Source organism: Achromobacter sp. SD115 (assembly GCF_017355315.1).
Classification (GTDB): Bacteria; Pseudomonadota; Gammaproteobacteria; order Burkholderiales; family Burkholderiaceae_B; genus Achromobacter; species Achromobacter xylosoxidans_B.
Genome location: NZ_JADIJM010000001.1, coordinates 222,599 through 243,389, shown reverse-complemented (window position 1 = coordinate 243,389; position 20,791 = coordinate 222,599). Strand labels below are relative to the sequence as shown.

Genomic DNA, 20,791 nt, shown 5'->3' with positions numbered 1-20,791 from the left:
GTTCCGTCAAGCCTGCTCTGGATTCGAGGCGTGCAACGCAATGAGATATTTAACTTTTCATTGCAACCTGTCGTAAAGCATAGGTAGCCGCTATACGCAACCCGGAGTGACCCCAATGTTCAAGAATCTCAGTATTCGCGCGGTCTTGACGACCGCTTTAGCCGTTTTCTTCGCGCTTTTCCTGCTAACCGGCATCGCCGTGCATCAGCAGCTGACCTCCAACCGCAATTCCATCGAAGTCCTGCTGGACACCAACCTGGTCCGCGCCAATGCCGTGAACGGCGCCGGCACTGAACTGCTGCGCGCCCGCTTGGTGCTGCTGTCCGCCCAGACCGCCCTGATGGAAGGCAAGAGCCTGGACAACCTGGCCAGCATGCAGCGCCTGGACGGCTATACCAAGAAGGCGGGCGAGCTGATCGATCTGGTGCGCAAGACGCCGGAAACCTCGGCCCAGGGTAAGCCGCTGCTGGACGCGGCCCTGGCGGCCTACGACGTCTATCACCGCGATGCGATCGTGCCGATGATCGCGGCCATCCGCGCCGGCAACGCTCAGGAATCCGGTCGACTGAATCTGGAGAAAGTGACGCCGCTGGGCCTCACCTTCACAGCGGCCATCCAGAAGTACCTGGACTACGCCGACGAAGTCGGCCAGCGCGTGGCGCGCGAGGCTTCCTCCCGCATCAACGCAGCGATCGCGGTGCTGGTCGGCCTGCTGGTCGTGGTGGCCGCGCTGGTGGTGGGCCTGTATGCGGTGTTCGGCCGCTCGGTGTTCCGTCCGCTGCATGAAGCCGGACGCCTGTTCGACCGCATCGCCGCCGGCGACCTGACCAACCGCATCGAGCAACGCGGCAACAACGAAATCGGCGTGCTGTACGGCGCCGTCAAGCGCATGCAGGACAGCCTGGCCCGCACGGTATCCGCCGTACGCCTGGGCGTGGAAGAGATCCACACCGGCGCGCGCGAAATTGCCGCCGGCAACATCGACCTGTCTTCGCGCACCGAGCAGCAGGCCGCTTCGCTGGAAGAAACCGCCGCCAGCATGGACGAGCTGTCTTCCACCGTGAAGAACAACGCGGAAAGCTCGCGCAGCGCTTCGGAACTGGCCGTGGCGGCGTCCGAGGTGGCCTCGCGCGGCGGCCGGGCGGTGGGCGACGTGGTCGGCACGATGCGTGGCATCGCCGACAGCTCCAACCGTATCGCCGACATCGTCGGCGTGATCGACGGCATCGCCTTCCAGACCAACATCCTGGCGCTGAACGCGGCCGTGGAAGCGGCGCGCGCGGGCGAGCAGGGCAAGGGCTTCGCGGTGGTCGCCAGCGAAGTGCGCGCCCTGGCGCAGCGCAGCGCCGCCGCCGCCAAGGAGATCAAGGGCCTGATCGACGACTCGGTGCAGAAGGTGTCCATCGGTTCGGACCAGGTGGAAGCCGCCGGCGCCACCATGCAGGAAATCGTGACCTCGGTGCGCCGCGTGACGGACATCATCAACGAGATCTCCAGTGCTTCTGAGGAGCAGTCGCAGGGCATCCAGCAGGTCAACCAGGCCGTGTCGCAGATGGACAGCGTGACGCAGCAGAACGCCGCGCTGGTCGAAGAGGCTGCGGCGTCCGCAGCCTCGCTGGAGACTCAGGCGCAGCGCCTGCGCGAAGCCGTGGCGGTGTTCAAGCTGCAAACCGGCCGCGTGATCGACGCCGACGCGCTGGCCGTGGGCCGCAGCGGCGAACCGGCCTTGCTCGGCGCCTGAAGTCCTTGCGGGACGGGCCATCAAGCCTGGCCGGTTGAGTCCCGTCTTAGCCCCCAGCGCATCGCGTCTGGGGGCTTTGCCGTTTTTGGGCCGGGACCGACGCGCCGGCAGAAACCGTGGCGGCGAAACCAGGGCCGGATGGCGGCACCATTTCCCCGTACCGACAACAATCAGGGACAAAAGATGCCAGCCGCGCCGCGCAGGCATAAAATAGCGGATTGCCTATCCCCCTCCGCACACAGGATCCCGCGCCATGAACGCACGCATCCCCGAAGACGCTCTTCCTCCCACCCTGGACCCGAAGGCCTTGCAGGCTTTCGTGGACGACAAATGGGACAACGAGATCATCCCGGCGCTGACTGACTACATCGCCATCCCGGCCAAGAGCCCGGCGTTCGACGCGGACTGGGAAAAGAACGCGTTCATCGAGCGCGTGGTGCGCGACGCCGCGCAGTGGGTCGAGGCGCAGAAGGTCTCCGGCCTGAAGCTGGAAGTGGTGCGCCTGCCGGGCCGCACGCCCGTCATTTTCTTTGACGCGCCCGCCACCCGCAGCGACAACGGCGACACCGTGCTGCTGTACGGCCACCTGGACAAGCAGCCCGAATTCTCCGGTTGGCGCGCGGGCCTCGGCCCCTGGACCCCCAAGCTCGAAGACGGCAAGCTGTATGGCCGCGGCGGCGCCGACGACGGCTATGCCGTGTACGCCTCGCTCACCGCCATCATGGCGCTGGACAAGCAGGGCATTCCGCGTCCGCGCTGCGTGGGCATCGTCGAAACCTGTGAGGAATCCGGCAGCTACGACCTGCTGCCCTATGTGGACGCGCTGCGCGACCGCCTGGGCAACGTGGCCCTGGTGGTATGCCTGGACTCGGGCGCCGGCAATTACGACCAGCTCTGGATGACGACCTCGCTGCGCGGCATGGTGTCGGGCACGCTGGAAGTGCAGGTGCTGGACGAAGGCGTGCACTCGGGCGACTCCAGCGGCGTGGTGCCGTCGTCGTTCCGCATCCTGCGCCATCTGCTGGACCGCCTGGAAGACAGCGGTACCGGCCGCCTGTTGCCGCAGAGCCTGCATTGCGAGATTCCCGCCGATCGCGTGGAACAAGTACACGCGACCGCGCGCATCCTGGGCGACGAAGTCTGGCGCCGTTTCCCCTGGAGCTGCGGCGCCGACGGCGGCTTCGTGCTGCCCATGACGACCGAACCCGAACAGGCGCTGCTGAACCGCACCTGGCGTCCGACCCTGTCGGTGACTGGCGCCGAAGGCCTGCCGCCGCTGTCCAGCGCCGGCAACGTGCTGCGTCCGCGCACGGCCTTCAAGCTGTCGCTGCGTTTGCCGCCGCTGGTGGACGCCGTGGCCGCCTCGCAAGAGATCAAGGCTTTGCTGGAAGCCGACGCGCCCTACAACGCCAAGGTGCTGTTCAAGGCCAACGAAGGCGCTGCCACCGGCTGGAACGCGCCGGCCTCCGCGCCCTGGCTGACCCAGGCGCTGGACGCCGCCTCGCAGCAATACTATGGCGCGTCCTGCGGCTACATCGGCCAGGGCGGCACCATTCCGCTGATGAGCATCCTGCAGAAGGGCTTCCCCAAGGCCCAGTTCATGGTCTGCGGCGTGCTGGGCCCCAAGTCCAACGCCCACGGCCCCAATGAATTCCTGCACGTGCCGTACGGCAAGAAACTGACCGCGGCCGTGGCCCAGACCATGGCGGCCATGCCCACCGCGTAAGCGGCGGCGACGCTGTCCTTAGCGCGGGCCGCAACGCCCGCGCTTTTCTTTTTTCCAGGATGGACCCCCATGATTTCCACTTCCGACGCCTACGCCAACGTGGTCGCCGAGACCAAGCACTGGCTGAACCAGGCCGTCATCGGCCTGAACCTCTGTCCCTTCGCCAAGGCGGTACAGGTCAAGGACCAGATCCGCTTTGCCGTCAGCGACGCCACCGACGCCGAAGGCGTCCTCACAGACCTGCAGGACGAGCTGGCGCTGCTGGCCGAATCCGACCCGGAAAAGATCGACACCACGCTGCTGATCATCCCGGACGCGCTGGATGACTTTCTGGATTTCAACGACTTCGAGGAACTGTCGGACCGCCTGCTCAAGCGCATGCGCCTGGTGGGCGAACTGCAGGTGGCTACCTTCCATCCGCAGTTCCAGTTCGCCGACACGCAGCCGGACGACATCGAGAACTACACCAACCGTTCGCCGTATCCGATCCTGCATCTGCTGCGCGAAGACAGCATCGACCGCGCGGTGGAATCCTTCCCGGACGCCGCGGAGATTTACGAGAAGAACATCGACACGATGAAGCGGCTGGGCCTGGAAGGGTGGAAGAAGCTGATGACCAAGGCTTAGCAGCCGAGGGGTTTCGTCAAATCGCATACTAAATACCGTTTGGCGAAATACAAGGCTTGCTTTCTTGCTGGACGCTTCGGGATATCCCTAGATAGCCTGCTGGCGGTATTGCATACAACATACTAAAGTCGTGACAGCTTATCGTAAGGTGAGCGGTCCGCGCGTTCTTTCCCTTCGATTGCTATGCCCCGCGGCCTCTCCCGGGCGCGGGGGCGTTGTCCTTGCCTGGAGAGCTGTATGCGATTTACCCGCCGCCATGCCCTGGGCGCGCTTGCCGCGCTGCCCCTGATCTCGCGCCCCGCCTGGGCGCAGAACACCTTTCCGACCCGCCCCGTGCGCCTGCTGGTGGGCTTTGCCCCAGGCGGACTGACCGACATCGCGGCGCGCGCACTGGCCGAGCGCATGGGCAAGACCTTGAAGCAGAGCGTGGTGGTGGAAAACCGTCCCGGCGGCCAGGCCATCATCGCCACGGTGGCCGTGGCGCGCGCCGAACCGGACGGCTACACCCTGGGCTTTGCCGGCACCAACGGCATGATCCTGAACCCCTTGCTCTACAACAACCTGCCTTACCAGCAGTCGGACTTCAAGCAGCTGGGTTCCATGGGCAAGTCGCCGATGCTGCTGATCGTGCACCCCGACCTGGGGGTGAAGAACGTGCAGGAATTCATTGCGCTGGCCAAGAAAAAGCCCGGCGACATCACTTGCGCGCACGCCGGACGCGGCGTGATCAATCACCTGGCGCTGCTGCATTTCCAGTCCAAGACCGGCACCCAGTTCCAGGACGTGCCCTATAAGGGCAGCGGCCCCGCGCTGCTGGACCTGATGGCCGGCACGGTGCAGAGCACCTTCGACTTCCCGACCTCGGCGCTGCCCAACATCAAGTCGGGCAAGCTGCAGGTGCTGGCAGTCACGTCCGACAAGCGTCTCTCCAGCCTGCCGGATGTGCCCACCATGAAGGAAGCGGGCGTGGACGGTTTCGAGCTCTATACCCGCATGATGATTTCCGGGCCGGCCGCCATGCCTGCTCCGGTGGTCGCCGCGCTGGAGAACGCGGTGCGTGAAGGCACGCGCGATCCCAGCCTGGTGCAGCAGTTCGCCGACCAGGGCGTGACCGTGGAGTTCACGTCCTCGGCCGATCTGGACAAGGTCATTGCCGACGAATCCGCCATGTGGGCCCAGGTGATCAAGGCCAACGGCGTGCCCAAGACCGACCTGAAGAGCTAAGGAGCCACCGTGGCAGAACAACCCAGCATTACCGTTACCCCCGAACGCGCCCTGATCGACGTGGCGCGCGAGATCCGCGTGAGTGGCTTTCCGGCCTACGCCTTCATCACCGTCACCGCCAGCATGACGATGTGCGGCGCGCCGTGGCGCTCGCAAGCCGTATTCGTGGCCGGCCACGACGGCAGCCTGGACCTGGCCCGCGATTGCCCTGTGTCCGGCAGCTATGCCGAACCCTCGGCGATGGGCATCGTCTGGTCCATGGCGTGCGAGGACATCGCCAGCGTGGTGTTCCCGCCAGACCGGACCGAGCCGCTCGTGATCCGCATCGAAGCCAGCGATGGACGCCACACCGCTACGGCCACCCTGGTGCAGGAGTTCCTGGCCGACGGCGTGACACACCGCGCGGTGCGCGAGCAGGTGGGCGGCATGACGTTGTCGGGCGAGCTTTACACGCCCGCAGGCCCTGGCCCGCACCCGTTGGTGATCTACATGAACGGCTCGTCAGGCGGCGTCAACGCGCCGCGCGCCGCGCTGTTCGCGTCCCGTGGCTATCAGTGCCTGGCGCTGGCCATCTTCAACTACGAGGGCCGTCCCAAGTATCTGAACGACATGCCGCTGGAGTACTTCCAGCACGTGTTGCGCTGGGCCCGCGCCGAACTGGCGCCGCGCGACGGCTTCGTGGCCTTGTCCGGCATCAGCCGCGGCGGCGAGACTTCGTTGCTGGTGGCCTCGCATTATCCGGAGCTGGTCAGCGCGGTGGTCGCCTACGTGCCGTCGCCCGTCATGCACGGCGTGGTCAGCGCCGGCGCGCCTGGCACTGGCCGCGACGCGCAGGTCTGGACCAAGGCGGGCGAGCCGCTGCCGCATCTGTGGCAGGACAACGCCAGCGCCAACTGGGACGCGGCCTACGCCTCGCAGCCGCCATACCGCCAGACCCACGCCTTCCTCAGCGCCACGCGCGACAGCGCCGCGTTCGAGCGCGCCCGCATTCCGGTCGAGAACTATCCCGGTCCGGTGCTGCTGGTCAGCGCTTCCGATGACGGCTTCTGGCCCAGCACCGCGTACTCGGAAATCGTCATGCGCCGGCGCCAGGAACATGGCCTGCCGACTTTCCACCATGTCTGCATGGGCGCCGGCCATCACGTGCACTATCCCTGCCTGCCCGCCACCCTGATCAGCAAGCCGCACGCGATGTCCGGCCTGCTGCTGGACGCGGGCGGAACGCCCAGCGCCAATGCGGCAGGCAACGAAGGGTCCTATCTGGCGGTGCTGGAGTTTCTGGGACGCGTGGGAGGCGTCGCCCGGTAAGCGGCAGCCAAGCGGCCGCGCAAGCCGCCGGCTCCAGCCCGACGGGCATTCCGGCGGCGCGACAACGAGGCGGGCAGGCGAGCGCGTGTACGCCTGCCCCAAGGGCGCGGCGGCCTATCCGTTGCGCAGCTTCTGGTCCGACACGAACGCCGACCAGCGCTGCAGCTCACCCCGTATCAGTCCCGTGAACTCGGCCGGCGTATTGGGCTGGGCGGCTTCCATGCCCAGGCCGGCCAGTTTGTCGCGCACCCCGGCGTCGGCCAGGATGGCTTGCATGGCGCTGTTCCATTTTGCGATCAGGTCCGGCGGCGTGCCTGCAGGCGCGACGATGCCCTCCCATTCCTTCAGGTTGTAGGCCGGCACGCCGGCCTCGGCCAGCGTGGGTACGCCAGGCAGGGCGCTCATGCCGCCGTCGCGCGTGACGGCCAGCGCGCGCAGCTTGCCGGACTGCGCCAGCGGCACGGCGACGGAGGCGGTGGCGAACATGGTCTGCACGTAGCCGCCCATCAGCGCCTGCGCCGCTTCCGCCGGGCCCTTGAACGGCACGTGCAGCATGTCTATGCCCGCCGCCTGGCAGAAGGCCGCGCCCAGCAGATGGGCGGGCGAGCCGTTTCCGCCGGAGCCATAGCTGAGCTTGCCGGGCTGGCGCTTGGCCTGTTCCACCAGACTGCGCACGTCGGTGTATTCGCTGCCCGGCGGGACCATCAACACGTTGTATAGCCAGACCAGATTGGCGATCGGCGCAAAATCGCCGTCCGTGCGGTAGGACACCTTGCCGAACAGCGCCGGCAGCACCGTGTGGCTGAGGAACATGATGCCTACCGTATAGCCGTCGGGCGCGGCCCGCGCGACGGCGTCCAGGCCTATCATGCCGGTCGCGCCCGGCCGGTTTTCCACCACTACCGGTTGTCCCCACAGGCGCTGTAGCCTCTCGGCCACCACGCGCGCCAGCACGTCGGCGGGACTCGCCGCGGGCAGCGGCACGATGATGCGTACGGGCTTGTCCGGGTACGCGGCCCGCGCGGACCACGGCAGGGTACAGGCAAGGGCCCCGGACAGGCCCTTCAGTAGCGTGCGGCGGCGCATGGTTCAGGCCGCTGACGAAACAGGCGGCATGAAGATCACGTCGTACTCCGGCGCCACCGCCACCACCTCCGCCGGACTCGACATGTTGTGGATGCGCCGGTACAGCTCCAGCAGCTTGCCGGCGGGCGCGGCCCAGAACAGCGCGGTGGCGGCGACGCCCGAATTGTTGAAGAACGCATGCGGGACGCCGCGGGGCATGCGCACCAGATCGCCCGGGCCGGCCGAGGTTTTCTTGCCGTCCAGCAGCAGGTCGATGCGGCCGTCCAACACGAAGATGTACTCGTCCTGGTTGGGATGCACGTGCGGGGGCACGAAGGATTCTTCCGGGAAAGTGGCGTGCCAGGAAATGCTGTCCAGGCTGATCTGCTTGGGCACGTACACCTGGCCCAGGATGTTCCAGGAGACGCCGTCCAGGCCGGCCTGGGCGCGGGTGATGTCGGGGGTTTCGAGAATCATGGTGCACTCCTCAGGATTGCGAGAGCCGATCCAGCGTCGGCTTCACGAGCGGGTTGGATGATGCGAAGCGGGGCTTGAAGGTCTGCCGGGCGCGTGCCAGGTCGGCTTCGTCCCAATAGCCGATCAGGATGCCGCCTTCGGATATGCGCGGCTGGACTTCAATGGACTCGATGGTGCCGTCGGCCACCGTGGCGCGCTGGCGCGGCTGGCGCGCCCAGCGGAACAGCAGGTCCTCCATGCGCCGGCGCACCGCCTCGTGCGCGGGCGACGCGCCCAGGTCGACGAATTCATTGGGGTCTTCCTGGAGGTCGTACAGCATCGGCCGGTAGCCTTCGGCCAGCACGTACTTCCAGCGTTCATCACGCACCATGCGCAGCCAGGCCTGGCGCGCCGGCGTCCCCAGCGCGATGCGCGAATCCTGGAAGGCGTAGTCGTATTCGCAGATGACGTGGTCGCGCCAATCCTGTGGTTTCTGGCCGAACAGCAGGGGGCGCAGTGAGCGGCCGTCCATGATGTGCGGCACCGGCACGCCGCCGCAGGCTTCCAGGAAGGTCGGCGCCAGGTCTATCGCTTCGACCATGGCCGCGCAGCGCGTGCCGCGGGCCGCATCGGCGCGCGGGTCCGGGTCGTAGACGATCAGCGGCATGCGGATGACGGGTTCATGGAACAGGTCCTTTTCCCCCATCCAATGGTCGCCCAGATAGTCGCCGTGATCGGAGGTGAAGACGATCATGGTGTTGTCGAACAGGCCGCGCGCCTCCATGAAGCGGAACAGCACGCCGAGCTGGTCGTCGATCTGCTTGATCAGTCCCATGTAGCCGGGCATGACCGCCTCGCGCACGCCGGGCTCGGAGAAGGTCGCCGACACGCGATGCTGCATCATCGCCGCGTACACGGGATGCGGATCGGCGCGTTCGGCGTCGGAGCGGACCACCGGCAGCGCGTCTTCCGCGCCATACATGCCGGCGTAGGGCGCCGGCGCCAGATAGGGCCAGTGCGGCTTGATGTAGGAGAGGTGCAGGCACCAGGGCTGTTCGCCGGCCTCGCTGATGAAGTCCATCGCCCGGCGCGTGATGTACGGCGTTTCCGAATGCTCGTCGGGCACGCGCGCGGGCAGATTGGAGTACTTCAGGAACCAGCCCGACCGTACCGTGCCGTCCGCGTCCTGGGCGGAATTGGCCCAGCTCTCCCAGGGGTTGTCGCCGCCATAGCCCTGCGCGCGCAGATAGTCGTTGTAGCGCGGGTCCGGATCGTGGCCCGAATACGGGTGGATGCCATCGTCGCGTTCGTAGGCGTCGAAGCCGCATTCGGCTATGCGGCGGCCGATGACGGAAGCCGGGTCTATGCCCAGCCGCGACATGCCCGCCGCGTCGGCGCGCATATGCGTCTTGCCCACCAGCACGGAACGCACCCCCAGCGGCCGCAGATGGTCGCCTATGGTCATCTCGCCGGCCTTCAGCGGCACGAAGTTCCAGCTGGCGCCGTGCGCATGCACATAGCGTCCGGTGTAGTAGCTCATGCGCGAGGGGCCGCACACGGGCGACTGCACATAGGCCCGGTCGAAGATCATGCCGCGCGCGGCCAGCGCGTCCAGATTCGGCGTCTTCAGCCTGGGGTGGCCAAAACAGGAAAGATGGTCGTAGCGCAGCTGGTCGCACATGATGAAGAGAATGTTCTTCACGCCTCGGGTCATGCTAGGCTCCTGTCTCCGATGGGGTATGCAGGAATTCTATCGACGACCTGCGCGCGCATCCCTTGAATTGTTTTGATGTCGATTACCCCAGGTAATCGGCCGGAGAGCCGGCTTGCGACTCCAGCATCTGAACCTGTTGCTTACCTTGGCCCGGACCGGCAGCATGCGCGCCGCCGCGCAAGTCCTCAACGTGTCGCAGCCGGCGCTGACCAAATCGCTGCGCCAGCTGGAAGAAGAGGTCGGCGCTGAACTCGTGGTGCGCACGCCCAAGGGCGTGCGGCTGGCGCAGGCCGGCGAGATCCTCGCGGCGCGCGCCGCCGTGGTCATGCGCGAAATCGAAAAGGCCCGCGAAGACCTGGCCTGGCATCTGCGCGGCGCCGAAGCCCAGGTGACGCTGGGCGTGTCGCCTGCCGCCGCCATCTTGCTGGCGCCGGGCGCGGTGGCGCGCTATGGCGCGCGCTGGCCGCAGGTGCGGCTGCGGGTGCGCGACACGCTGTATCCGCAGGCGCTGGAACGCATCCGTTCTGGCGAACTCGACATGGCGCTGGGGCCGCTGCCCGAGGCGGGCGGCGGCGGCGACCTGGCGGTGCAGCCGCTGTTCGAAAGCCAGTCTGTCATCGTCGCGCGCGCCGCGCATCCGCTGGCAGGCGCGCGGCGGCTGAGCGAGCTGGCCGAGGCGGCGTGGGTGTTGACCGGGCCGGCGCAGGGGCCGGGCGATCCGAGGGCGCTCTATGCCGATGAAGCGCAGGCGCGCACCCTGCACCTGCAGCTCGAATGCGAGTCCTTCTCCACGCTGCTGGCGCTGATGCCGCAGCTGGACCTGATCGGCATCATGCCGCAGGGGTTTCTGGACCGTTACGGCCCGGCGCTAGGACTGGTCCGGCTCGACCTCGCCGATCCCTTGCCCAAGACCGTCATCTACGTGACGCACCGCGCCGACGCGCCGCTGACGGTGCCGGCGCGCCGCCTACTGGACGCGCTGCTGGGCGAGGCCGCGCAGCTGGCCGGCCATCCCTGAAACGCGACGGATCGGTCCAAAAGGTTGAGACCGGCCCGGCAAGCCATGCCAGCGGCGTAAGCCTCAATATCTTTGACGGTTGGCCATGCCCGGTCTTATTTTTTTGGATTCGTGCCGAGGCGCAATACGGGCCGCCTCGACGTTTCCAGAGGCCTCATCATGGTGATCGCAACGACAGTCCTGGTGGTTGGCGCCGGTCCGGCGGGCCTGCTCACCGCCGCCGAACTGCAACGGCGCGGCGTGCAATGCCTGCTGATCGATGCGCATGAGCGGCCGCTGGAATGGGACCGCGCAACGGTGGTCCATCCCCGTTCGCTGGAGATATTCGATTCGCTGGGCATCGTGGAACCGCTGCTGAGGGCAGGCGTGAAGCAGCGCGGCGCGCGCATCCACGCCGATGGCAAGGTGCTGGGCGAAATCGATCTGGACCTTTGCGGCAGCCGCTATCCCTACAACATCGGGATTTCGGAAGAGGTCACCGAGACCATCCTCGCCGACTATCTGGCCAGCCACGGCGGCGGCGTGCAGCGGGCAAGCAAGCTGGTGGACCTGCGGGAACGGCCGGACGGCATGCTGGCCAGGATCGAACAGCCGGCCGGCGAGATCGAAGTGCTGGCCCAGTGGGTGATAGGTTGCGACGGTCACCAAAGCACGGTGCGCGCGCTAGCCGGCATCGAACAGGACGGCCACGACATCAGCCAGCCTTGGGCCGTGTTCGATGCCGCGGTCAGTGGCTGGCCCGAGATTTTTGAAGCCAATTACGCCTACCTGGACCGCATCCCGGTCATCCTGACGGCGCTGCCCGGCCAACGTTGGCGCGTGTATCTGCGGCCCAGCGCCGAAGACTCCGATCTGGTGGCCGATGCCTTGTCCACGCTGCGGCGCTATCTGCCCGAAGCCCGCTTCGAGGACGTTGCCCATCCGGCGCGCTTCCGCTGCTACACGAAAGTCGCGCGGCAGTTCCGTGCCGGCCGCGTCCTGCTGGCCGGCGACGCCGCGCATACCTGCAGTCCGGCCCAGGGCCACGGCATGAACACCGGCCTGCACGACGCCGTCAATCTGGCCTGGAAGCTGGCGCTGGTGTGCGGCGGGCAGTGCTCGGACTGGCTGCTCGACAGCTACCAGGCGGAGCGCCGTCCCGCCGCACAGCGCGTGCTGGCATCGGGCGACGAGGCCGAAAGCGCGCAGTTGGCCACCGATCCGGACGTGTTGCGCGAGCGCAATGCCGCCATCCGCAAGGCCTTCGAGGACGGCGCCTCGCAGCATCATGAGGCCGTGGCCGAGGCGGAGCTGGACATCGACTACGCCGATTCACCCATCGTCATGGGAGACCGGCACGACCCCGTTTCGCCGGGGCAGCGGCTACCGGACCAGATCCCGATCCGTCTTGCGGCGGGAGGCGAGGGGATGTTGCACGACCACACCAACCGCAGAGGCCACACGGTCTTCATTCTTGGCGGTCCGCGCACGCCCAGGGAGGCGCTGGCCCAGGTCCGTGCCGCGATCGAGCCGCTATCCGACGGCTCCATCATCGAAGCCGTGATCGCCTTGACGGCGAATGCGGACATTGACGATGTGGACGGCTACCTGGATCCCTCGATGGCCGGACGGCTGGGCGTGAGGCATGTCCTGTTGCTGGTCGTCAGGGCGGACGGCCACGTCGGGTTGCGCGCGGAAGAACGCCACGCGGAGACCCTGGGGGCTTACGTAGCGCTGCTGCGCGCGCCCGCGCCGGGTACGCCCGCGTCGTCCTGATCGGGGGCGGCAGCCTGCGGCACGCCCGGCACGCCGCGCCGGATATTGCGCGAGAACTGCGCCGGGTCGAGCGTCGCGCGGGCGCGTTGCGTGTAGTGGCCGGCCTGCCGGTAGGCCTGAGGGCTGTCCGCGCCTTCCAGCGCGTCCAGGCGGTACAGGTATTCGGGCAGATAGCCCGAAAACAGCACGCGGTAATCCAGCGGCAGGCCCGGCACGATCTGGTCGGCCAGCCGGTAGACGATGGTGGTGCAGTTGCCCGTCAGCGTGTTGTAGAAGCGCGGCTTCTTCACCAGCCGCGTGGCCGTTTCCACATAGGACAGGAACAGCTTGCGGGCCGCGCCTTCCGGCATGTGCACGCGGTACAGATAGCCTTCCTCGCCGCGCACATTGGTGCGCACGCGCAGGCTGTCTTCCTCGGTCGAGGCCAGCACCGACAGTTCGTACTGGCGGAAGAAGCCGCCGATTTCGGAAAACACGTCGTGCAGTTTGCGGCGGATCTCCACCGAGAACACGACGTGTTGGCCGTCGGCAAAGCCGAACGACACCATGGCGTGGGCGATGGCCGGCCGGCCCCAATACGACAGCGCCAGGTCCACCGCGTCCAGGCGCGACAGGTCGTAGGAGCGGGTTTCCCAGCGTACGTCGTAGTCGCTGCGGGTGCGCCAGTCGAAGTTGCGCACGTTGCGCAGGGTGACGATGTCGCCCTCGACCGACCCCTCGGTCTGGCGCGCCACCTCCGGCATCCACTGGCGCTCGTTCGACGCGCGCACGCCCAGGCGCCACCACGCCAGCAGGGCCAGCAGCAGCGCGGCGTACAGCCAGGCGGGCAGGGACTTTCCCATTATCAGTCCGGTCAGCGCCGCGGCCGCGAGCGCCAGCCAGGCTGCCGGCAGGATGGCGCGCGCGCGGCCGGCGAACGGCGACTGGAACCAGAGGGCGGCCGCGCCCCAGGCGGCGCTGACCAGTATGCCCAGCCCGATCGCTATCTGCAGGATCATGGCGTCTTCATGCGCAAGGCGGGGTGTGGACGCCCGTCATTGCGCTCCTTGCGAGGATTCGGCCTGCTCCGCGTTGCGGGCATGCGCGTTGCGGTCCTGCTTGCGCCAGCCAGCGCGCATGCGGGCGATCTGGCTCAGGGCGTGCTGCGACATCTTCCACCAGCCGAACGGACGCGGGTCGGCCAGCATGCTCAGCGCGCGGGCATAGTCCAGCGTCAGGCCCGGGGTCCAGGCCATGGTCAACGCGCGCTTGCGGATCTGCGCCGCCACCCACAACTCCGGCGTCAGCAGCAGGCGCAGCAGCACGCGCCATCCGGCGCCGGGGCCGTGCAGGCGGCCGACTACGCCGTCCAGCGCCGCCTCCAGGGCGTTGGACACGGAGCTGGAGCAGTTGCGGTACGTCAGGTTGTAGGTCGTGGTCTTGCGGTATTCGTCCCAGAACGTCTGCAGCTTGGCCGCGTCGTAATTGCGGATGCGCACCCGCATCGTCGACGGCGTCCAGGCCTTGGATTCGGTGGCGTAGTCAGGCTGGAACACGCCGGGAACGTTGTTTTCCGCCGTGGCGCGCAGCAGCGTGCCGAATTGTTCGGGGGAGTGGTCGATCTCCTGGGCCGGATACAGGCTGATGTACACGCCTTCCGGCGATTCCAGCGCCGCGTGGCCGGTGGACACGACGCCATTGATGTCGACGGCGGCGATGTAGCGGTTCACCACGGGATAGTTGCGCGTTTCGTTCTTGGCCGAGCCCGACGGCGTCCAGACGTGGACGGTCAAGGCGCGCTCGGATTCCAGAGGCGGGCCGTCGAATACCGTTTGCGCCGGGCTCTCGGCACGTGTGGGCATGAAGTCCGGATGAGGGTTGACGTCCAGTGCCGGGTTGGAGTCCAGGTTGCGGACCCGGCGCGCCAGGGACAGGAGCCGCAGGCCGGAGAACGCCAGGAACAGCCCGAGGCAGTACGGCACCGTGCCGACGTAGTGGGTGGGGTAGGGCTGGAAAAAGAAAATGGCCAGCAGTATTTCCACCACGCCCGAGGCGAACACGTAGCGCCAGCGTTCGTAGCGCACCACATAGGCGGCCATGCACTGGATCAGCCCGTCCACCAGGAACATCAGTCCGAACAGCATGGACAGCACGAAGTGCCCGTGATGGTCGCCGACCAGGACCAGCATGCCGGCGGTCAGCACGATGGCGCCCTTGGCATAGCGCAGCACCCGCTGGCCACCCACCCCCGACTTGGCGATCATCAGCGTGGCCAGGCCCTCGATGACCAACAGGGCGGCGAAGAAATTCAGCGGGAAATACACCGCGTTGTCGAGCGCATCGATGAAAAGCGTAACGCCTATGAGCAGGAGCAGGCCGCCGATGACGTACAAGGCGCGGGCACGTTTGCGCAGGTACTCTACGCCCAGCAGCAATAAGACAAGATTACCCATTGTTCCGAGCGCTCCTTTTTCATAATGGGGGGGCTGCTGAACACATTAACAAATTTTTCCCGCGTGGCGGGATTTCAGCAGGCGTCGCGAGGGCCAGGCCATGGGCCTGACCCTGGCCCTTCAGAATCGATATCGCACGTCCAGTGTGCCTGAGCTCTGGCGGTTGCCGCCGCCGTACTGCCCGCCGTAGCTGACTGCCACCGTGGTGCGTTTGCTGACCTCGATGCCCACGCCCAACTCGATCACAGCCGCATCGCGCGCGATCGGCGCGCCGGTGACGGTGAACGCGTCGCTGCCTTGGACAAAGGACAGGGTGCTGGCGGGATTGCGTTCGCCAAAGGCATGGCGCCAGCCCAGCGTGCCATGCACCTGGCCGCGGGCGCCGGCGCTTTCAAAAGTGCTTAGCGCATGCAGGCCCAGTGTCGTGGTCGTTACAGTGTTGCGGCCGCTCTCGCCGCGCAGCGCTGCGTCGCCGCCGGATTCCGAGAAGCCGCGCGTGCGCAGGTCGCTGTAGTTCGCGCCGACGAAGGGCTCTAGGGTGATGCGGTCGTTCAGCGGCACGGCGTAGCCGAGCTCGCCGAAGAATTGCCCGGTGCTGGCGCCGTAGCTGGCCTTGAGCGTCTGGTCCAGGCCGGCCCCGGCCGTATTGCGCTGGGTATCCAGGTCGTGCCAGGTGTAGGCCGCGCCCAGGCTCAGGTTGATCTTGCCAGCGCCCGCCTCGAAGGCCTTGCCGCCGTAGACGGTGAGGCTGTAGCTGTCGGCTTGCGTGTTGGAAGCACGGTCGCTGGTCCGACTGCGGCCGCTGTTGTAGCCCAGGGCGCCGCCCAGGCGCCAGCCGCCGCCGACGGCCTGGTCGCCGCCGATGGTGATGCCGGTGTCGGACTGGGTGGTCTTGGCCGCGTTGCCGTCGCCGTCCAGTGTGGTCCAGGTGCCGTAGACCTGCGTCCACAGGGGTTGCGCCGCAGGGCGGGGCAGGGAGGCTGCATCGCCGAGGCCCAACTGCGCCGTCGGCGCGCCTGGCATCCAGCCAGCGTTGAGATTGCTGCGCAGGCGCGTCAGCGGCGCCTGGATGAAGGCGCTGGCCGTGCTTTGCAGGCCTGACATTGCGCTGGCGTGGGACTCGCCAGACAGGGCATTGAAGGCTGCGGGGGGCGCGCCGTTGGGCAGGTTCAGCACATGCAGGCGCAGCGCGCTGCCGCCAGGCAGGCTTTGCAGCGCCCGGGCGACGGCGCGCTGGTTGCCGGTGACCGCGGCGTCGGCGAACTCGATGGGGCGCGTGCCGCCGTCCACGGGAGGCGTGCCACCATCCACAGGAGGCGTGCCGCCGTTCACGGGAGGCGTGCCGCCGTCCACGGGAGGCGTGCCGCCGTCCACGGGAGGCGTGCCGCCATCCACGGGAGGCGTGCCGCCATCCACGGGAGGCGTGCCACCGTCCACGGGAGGCGTCCCACCGTCCACAGGAGGCGTGCCGCCGTTATCCGGAACCTGCTTCAGGCTCACCACCAGATTGACCTTGTTCGCGTCGTAGTTCAGCGACGGGGAGAGGAATGCGAAGTTGCTGGAGACGGCATCAAAACGGCCTTGCACGCCATGGTCCGCAGTCAGGATGGCGTACGTGGTCGAAGGCGCGTAATTGCCGTTCTCGGCAAGCTGCACGACGGAGCCGGCCAGTCTGGCGGTGCCGGCCACATGCACGCTGCTGTGCAGGCCGCCGGCGGTGGTGGCGACGCGGTAGGCGGCGCCCGGCTTGAAATTCAGGTCGCCCAGCAGATTCAGCCGGCCATGGGGGGAGGCGGCATTGCCCGGCGCCAGCGTGGCGCCAGCGCCGATGGTCACCTCATTCAGCGTGCCGCTGCCGGCCAGCGTCGTGCCGGCGCCGGCGTGGAGCTGGCCGCCCAGCTTGCCGTCCACCTGCAGCGTGCCGGCAGACAGTTGCGCGGCGCCAGCGTAGGCGCTGCTGTCGCCCGTCAGGACCAGTGAACCCGCGCCCGCCTTGGCCATCGCGCCGCTGCCGGAAAGCGCGCCGGCATAGCGGATATCGTCCGCGCGGTTGAAGACCAGGCTGCCATTGTTGACGATGTTGCCCGCCACGGCGCCCGAGGTTCCGCCATCGCCCACTTGCAGCGTGCCGGACTCGATGGTCGTGGCGCCCGTGAGCGTGTTCTGGCCAGTCAACACCAGCGTGCCCGTGCCGGCGTGGCGCAGTTCGCCCGCGCCGCTCAGATCGCCGGCAAAAACCAAGCGGTCGCTGCGCTTGAACGCGAGGGTGGCGCCGGCCTCGACGGACCCGTTGCCGGCGATGCTGCCCGAGACGGCGCCATCGCCGATCTGCAGCGTGCCCGCCTGGACCGTCGTGCCGCCCAGATAGGAGTTGTTTCCGGTGAGAACAAGCGTGCCGGCGCCGAGCTTGGCCAGCTTGCCGTTGCCAGACAACGCTTGCGCGACGGTGTAGGTGTTGGCGGCGTCGGCGATGTCAAAGCCGCCGCCTGCCGCGCCCAGGTTGATATTGCGGGCGGTGCCTTGGAAGCCCGTGCCGGTGACACGCAGCGTGCCGCCCTGGAAGTCCAGTCCGGCCGTCGCCGCGCCGAGGTTGGCGTCGCTGGACACCGACAGGGAGCCCCTGCTGATGCGGGTGGTCTGGGTATGGGTATTGGCGCCGTTCAGCACCAGCGTGCCCAGCCCGGTCTTGTCGATGCCGGCGCCCGTGAGGACGTTGTCGATGGTGGCGGTCCAGGCCCGGGACGCCAGGCTGCCATCGCCCACGCGCAATTCGCCCGCCGCGCCTGGCGTGGTTCCGGTCAATGCCAGGGAGTCGCCGTTCAGACGGTAGCCGTCGCTGGCGAACTGGATGCCTTTGGCCTCGACCGGTCCGGTTGCCGTGTCCACGGTCACCGTGCCTGCGGCGCCACCGAAGATGGCGAATGCATCAGCGGGCTGGCGAGCTGACGTCATCGTGCCGACGGCATCGGTCCAATTGGCATCGGTGCGCGACCAGACTCCGGAGCCGCCGCCCAGCTGGGTGGCGCCAGCCTGCCGGTTGGCGTTCCAGAAGTTGAGTTCGAGGTTGGCGCTATTGATCAGATTGATCTGCTTGGCTCCGGCCAGGTATTGGATCCCCAGGCCCGTGGCGGGCAGGATGCCGCCATTTCCCAGGGCCAGATTCCCGGTGTAGTCGAACAGCCGGTACAGGCCGACGCCGAATCCGCCGGCATCGCTGGCCTCGAGTTGCACGCGGTTCAACGTCAGGTCGCCGTTGACCGTCACGCTATGGCCCGCGCCGGGAGCGGAACCCGTGCCTGGCGCGCCGAAACTGAAGGCAGCCACGCTGCCCTGCTGCATGACGAGGTTGCCGTTGATGGTGAATGTGCCGCCGGGGTTGCCGGGAGCCAGGCGGCCGTTTGCCGCGATCGATACATTGCCGTTGACGCTGCCGAAGCCGCCCACCGAGGCGCCGCCTGCCACGTTGACATTGCTGGCGAGGCTGGCCGTCGACTTCGAGGCGTCCCCGCCGATACGCAGCGCCCCGTTTTGCACCAGCGTGGGGCCGCGGTAGGTATTGACGCCGTTCAGCGTCAGCGTGCCGGTTCCGGCCTTGTTGATTCCTCCCGTGCCGCCAGCCACGCCCGCATAGGTGCCGCCGCCGACGGTCAGCGTACTGGCGCCGAGTTCCATCCTGCCGCCGTTGCCGCCAAGGGTGCCAATACTCAGGGAGCCGGCGGCAGACAGATCGAACGTGCCGCCGGTATAGATCCAGATGGCCGAGTTCGTCGGCAGGGCGCCCGCCCCGACGGCCAGCGTGCCGCCGTTGATGATGACTTCGCCCGTGAAAGTGTTGCTGCCGGTCAGCGTCTGCGTCCCGGTGCCCAACTTGATGAGTGCGCCCGAGCCCGATATGACGCCGCCGAATATATTGTTGGTGCTGCCGTTCAGGGACAGCGCATTCGTGCCCAGCATGACGCTGCCGTCGAGTCCGCTCAACGCGGCGATGGTCTGACCGGAGGCCGTCCTCAGGTCCAGCGTTGCGCCGGATTGCAGCGATACCTGGCTGGCAGGCAGGCGGCCAGACATGGCCAGCGCGAGCGTGCCGGCGGAAATGGCGGTGGCGCCGGCGTAGGTGTGGGCGCCGGTCAGCGTCAAGGTGCCTGCGCCTTCCTTGGTGAGGGAGCCGCCGCCAGAAAGGTTGCCCGCATAGGTGGCGCTGGTGGCCTGGGTGAATACCAGCGCGCCATCGACGGCGATGTCGCCTTGCAGGCTCTGGGCATTGCCTCGCAGCTCCGCTTCCTGGCCCACGGTGGTGCCGCCGGCGTAGTTGTTGGTCCCGCTCAGGATGACGGGGGCGGTACCGTTCAGCGTCAGGTGTCCCCCGCCGGACAGTCCGCCTGCAAGTGTGATCGCGTTGGCGCCCTGCATCGTCAGGCCCTGGGGCCCGAGCACAAAGTCGTTGCCCAGGGTCATGCCGATGCCGGCGGCCAGGGAGCCTCCGTTTGCGTTTACCTGGCCCGGGCCAAGCACGTTGCTATTGGCGAGTGTGACCAGGCCGCCGTTCAGCTCGACGTTTCCGCCATGGGCCAGCGCCGTCCCCGTCAACGTCCAGGTGCCGCTGTTGACGCGCAGGTTCTGGAAGTTGATGTATGTGTCGCCGGAAATCGTGGTGCTCGGTCCGCCCGTGCCGGTGCCCGTACCGTTCGTCGGCAGGACATTCTGCAGCACCAGCGTATTGCCGGCGCCCAGGCCGCCGTTGACCGTGCCAGGCGGCGCGAATTTCAGGCTGGGCATGCCGAGGACGGTCAGATCCGCCGTGGCGTAGCCTTGGCCCCGACTCACCGAGGATCCCGACACCGCGGTAAAGGTATTGTTGCCGCCCTGGCCCAACCATACGCTGCCGTCGATGGTCCCGGCATTGACGAAGCTGTGGCCCGTGCCGGGCGTACCCGAGGCCTCGAAAGCCACGCGGCCGGTGATCGTGCCCGTGCTTTCATTGACGAAGTCCACGTTGCCGCCGCCGTAAACGGCGACCACGGGGATATCCTCGGCCTGGATCGATATGCCCGGGATCGTTTGGCTGCGGATCGTGCCCGCATTGCTCAGATGGCTGGTTCCTCCGGTTCCATTCTGCACGGCTATCGCCATGGCGCTGAGATTTGGCAGGACGTTGTCAGCCCCCGTGGTTCCGCCTATCCATCCCCTATTGGTGAGCCTGAAGGTGTGGGCGGTAGCATTGCCCGCCGCAACCCCGCCCGACAGGGTCTGGGGCCTGCCGAGCAGATTGGCGTCGATCCTGCCGTCGTTGATCAAGGTCGCGTTGCTGCCGGTCAGGCTTAGCGCCGCGCCTCCACCAGCGGGCAGGACGCCGAGCGTCGCGGAGCTGTCCAAAATGACCTGGAGGTTGTTTGTAGCGTTGGCATAGCCAGGTTGCGCGGGATCGGCATTCCCCGAGCACGTCACAACCATACCCGCCTGTGTGCACGCGGCCTGGAGGGCGGTGCTCAGCGACGACAGGGCAATCCCCAGCGCCATGCACAGCACCGGGCGGAACGCGCGTGCCGCTACGGCTCTGCCGGCCTGCGAACCGCCGCCGCGCGACTGCGACGCCAATTCCGATGCCGCCTGCCAGACGCGCAATTTACGGTTCCACACCAGCCGGTAAACGTGGTTCAAGCCTTGCTCCTGTACGGGACGGACGCGCGCGTTTCAGCTGCGAATCCGCCGCGTCATCGCAAATGCA

13 protein-coding genes are annotated in these 20,791 nt (G+C 67.4%); 7 read left to right on the top strand and 6 right to left on the bottom strand.

All coding sequences use genetic code 11. From position 1 onward, the window contains the following. Nucleotides 1–115: 115 nt before the first annotated feature. From IPU70_RS01010 to IPU70_RS00990, 5 genes are all read left to right on the top strand, one after another. Nucleotides 116–1,741 (top strand): methyl-accepting chemotaxis protein, encoded by a 1,626-nt coding sequence (locus IPU70_RS01010; protein ID WP_207464253.1) that lies wholly within the window; start codon nucleotides 116–118, stop codon nucleotides 1,739–1,741. A 253-nt stretch (nucleotides 1,742–1,994) separates the two neighbouring features. After that, nucleotides 1,995–3,467: a M20 family metallopeptidase gene (locus IPU70_RS01005; protein WP_207464252.1), complete on the top strand. Its 1,473-nt coding sequence runs from the start codon at nucleotides 1,995–1,997 to the stop codon at nucleotides 3,465–3,467. Between the two features lie 69 nt (nucleotides 3,468–3,536). Continuing rightward, a complete protein-coding gene (locus IPU70_RS01000) occupies nucleotides 3,537–4,094 on the top strand; it encodes a DUF1415 domain-containing protein (RefSeq protein ID WP_207464251.1) in 558 nt (185 codons plus the stop codon). A gap of 237 nt (nucleotides 4,095–4,331) precedes the next feature. Further along, nucleotides 4,332–5,318 (top strand): tripartite tricarboxylate transporter substrate binding protein, encoded by a 987-nt coding sequence (locus tag IPU70_RS00995; RefSeq protein ID WP_054456251.1) that lies wholly within the window; start codon nucleotides 4,332–4,334, stop codon nucleotides 5,316–5,318. 9 nt (nucleotides 5,319–5,327) lie between these two features. Continuing rightward, a complete protein-coding gene (locus tag IPU70_RS00990; protein WP_207464250.1) occupies nucleotides 5,328–6,626 on the top strand; it encodes an acyl-CoA thioesterase/BAAT N-terminal domain-containing protein in 1,299 nt (432 codons plus the stop codon). A 114-nt stretch (nucleotides 6,627–6,740) separates the two neighbouring features. On the opposite strand, the gene IPU70_RS00985 is transcribed toward IPU70_RS00990, so the two are convergent. The 3 genes from IPU70_RS00985 to IPU70_RS00975 are packed head-to-tail and all read right to left on the bottom strand — an operon-like array spanning nucleotide 6,741 to nucleotide 9,861. Continuing rightward, entirely contained in the window at nucleotides 6,741–7,712 is a 972-nt protein-coding gene (locus IPU70_RS00985) for a tripartite tricarboxylate transporter substrate binding protein (RefSeq protein ID WP_207464249.1), read from the bottom strand. Between the two features lie 3 nt (nucleotides 7,713–7,715). Further along, a complete protein-coding gene (locus tag IPU70_RS00980; protein WP_207464248.1) occupies nucleotides 7,716–8,168 on the bottom strand; it encodes a cupin domain-containing protein in 453 nt (150 codons plus the stop codon). Nucleotides 8,169–8,178: 10 nt separating this feature from the next. Beyond that, a complete protein-coding gene (locus IPU70_RS00975; protein WP_207464247.1) occupies nucleotides 8,179–9,861 on the bottom strand; it encodes an alkaline phosphatase family protein in 1,683 nt (560 codons plus the stop codon). A 112-nt stretch (nucleotides 9,862–9,973) separates the two neighbouring features. On the opposite strand from IPU70_RS00975, the gene IPU70_RS00970 reads away from it, so the two are divergent. Both IPU70_RS00970 and IPU70_RS00965 read left to right on the top strand, forming a co-directional pair. Continuing rightward, complete coding sequence (locus IPU70_RS00970) at nucleotides 9,974–10,879, top strand: LysR family transcriptional regulator (protein ID WP_207464246.1); 906 nt, start codon at nucleotides 9,974–9,976, stop codon at nucleotides 10,877–10,879. A 159-nt stretch (nucleotides 10,880–11,038) separates the two neighbouring features. After that, nucleotides 11,039–12,634, top strand: a complete 1,596-nt coding sequence (locus IPU70_RS00965; protein ID WP_207464245.1) for an FAD-dependent monooxygenase — start codon at nucleotides 11,039–11,041, stop codon at nucleotides 12,632–12,634. Here the strand turns inward: IPU70_RS00965 and IPU70_RS00960 are convergent. From IPU70_RS00960 to IPU70_RS00950, 3 genes are all read right to left on the bottom strand, one after another. Continuing rightward, nucleotides 12,583–13,632 (bottom strand): DUF4105 domain-containing protein, encoded by a 1,050-nt coding sequence (locus IPU70_RS00960; RefSeq protein ID WP_207464244.1) that lies wholly within the window; start codon nucleotides 13,630–13,632, stop codon nucleotides 12,583–12,585. The genes IPU70_RS00965 and IPU70_RS00960 overlap by 52 nt on opposite strands. Nucleotides 13,633–13,668: 36 nt before the next feature. After that, nucleotides 13,669–15,066, bottom strand: a complete 1,398-nt coding sequence (locus tag IPU70_RS00955; protein WP_207464243.1) for an HdeD family acid-resistance protein — start codon at nucleotides 15,064–15,066, stop codon at nucleotides 13,669–13,671. 120 nt (nucleotides 15,067–15,186) lie between these two features. Continuing rightward, nucleotides 15,187–20,724, bottom strand: a complete 5,538-nt coding sequence (locus IPU70_RS00950; protein ID WP_207464242.1) for an autotransporter domain-containing protein — start codon at nucleotides 20,722–20,724, stop codon at nucleotides 15,187–15,189. Between the last annotated feature and the right edge of the window lie 67 nt (nucleotides 20,725–20,791).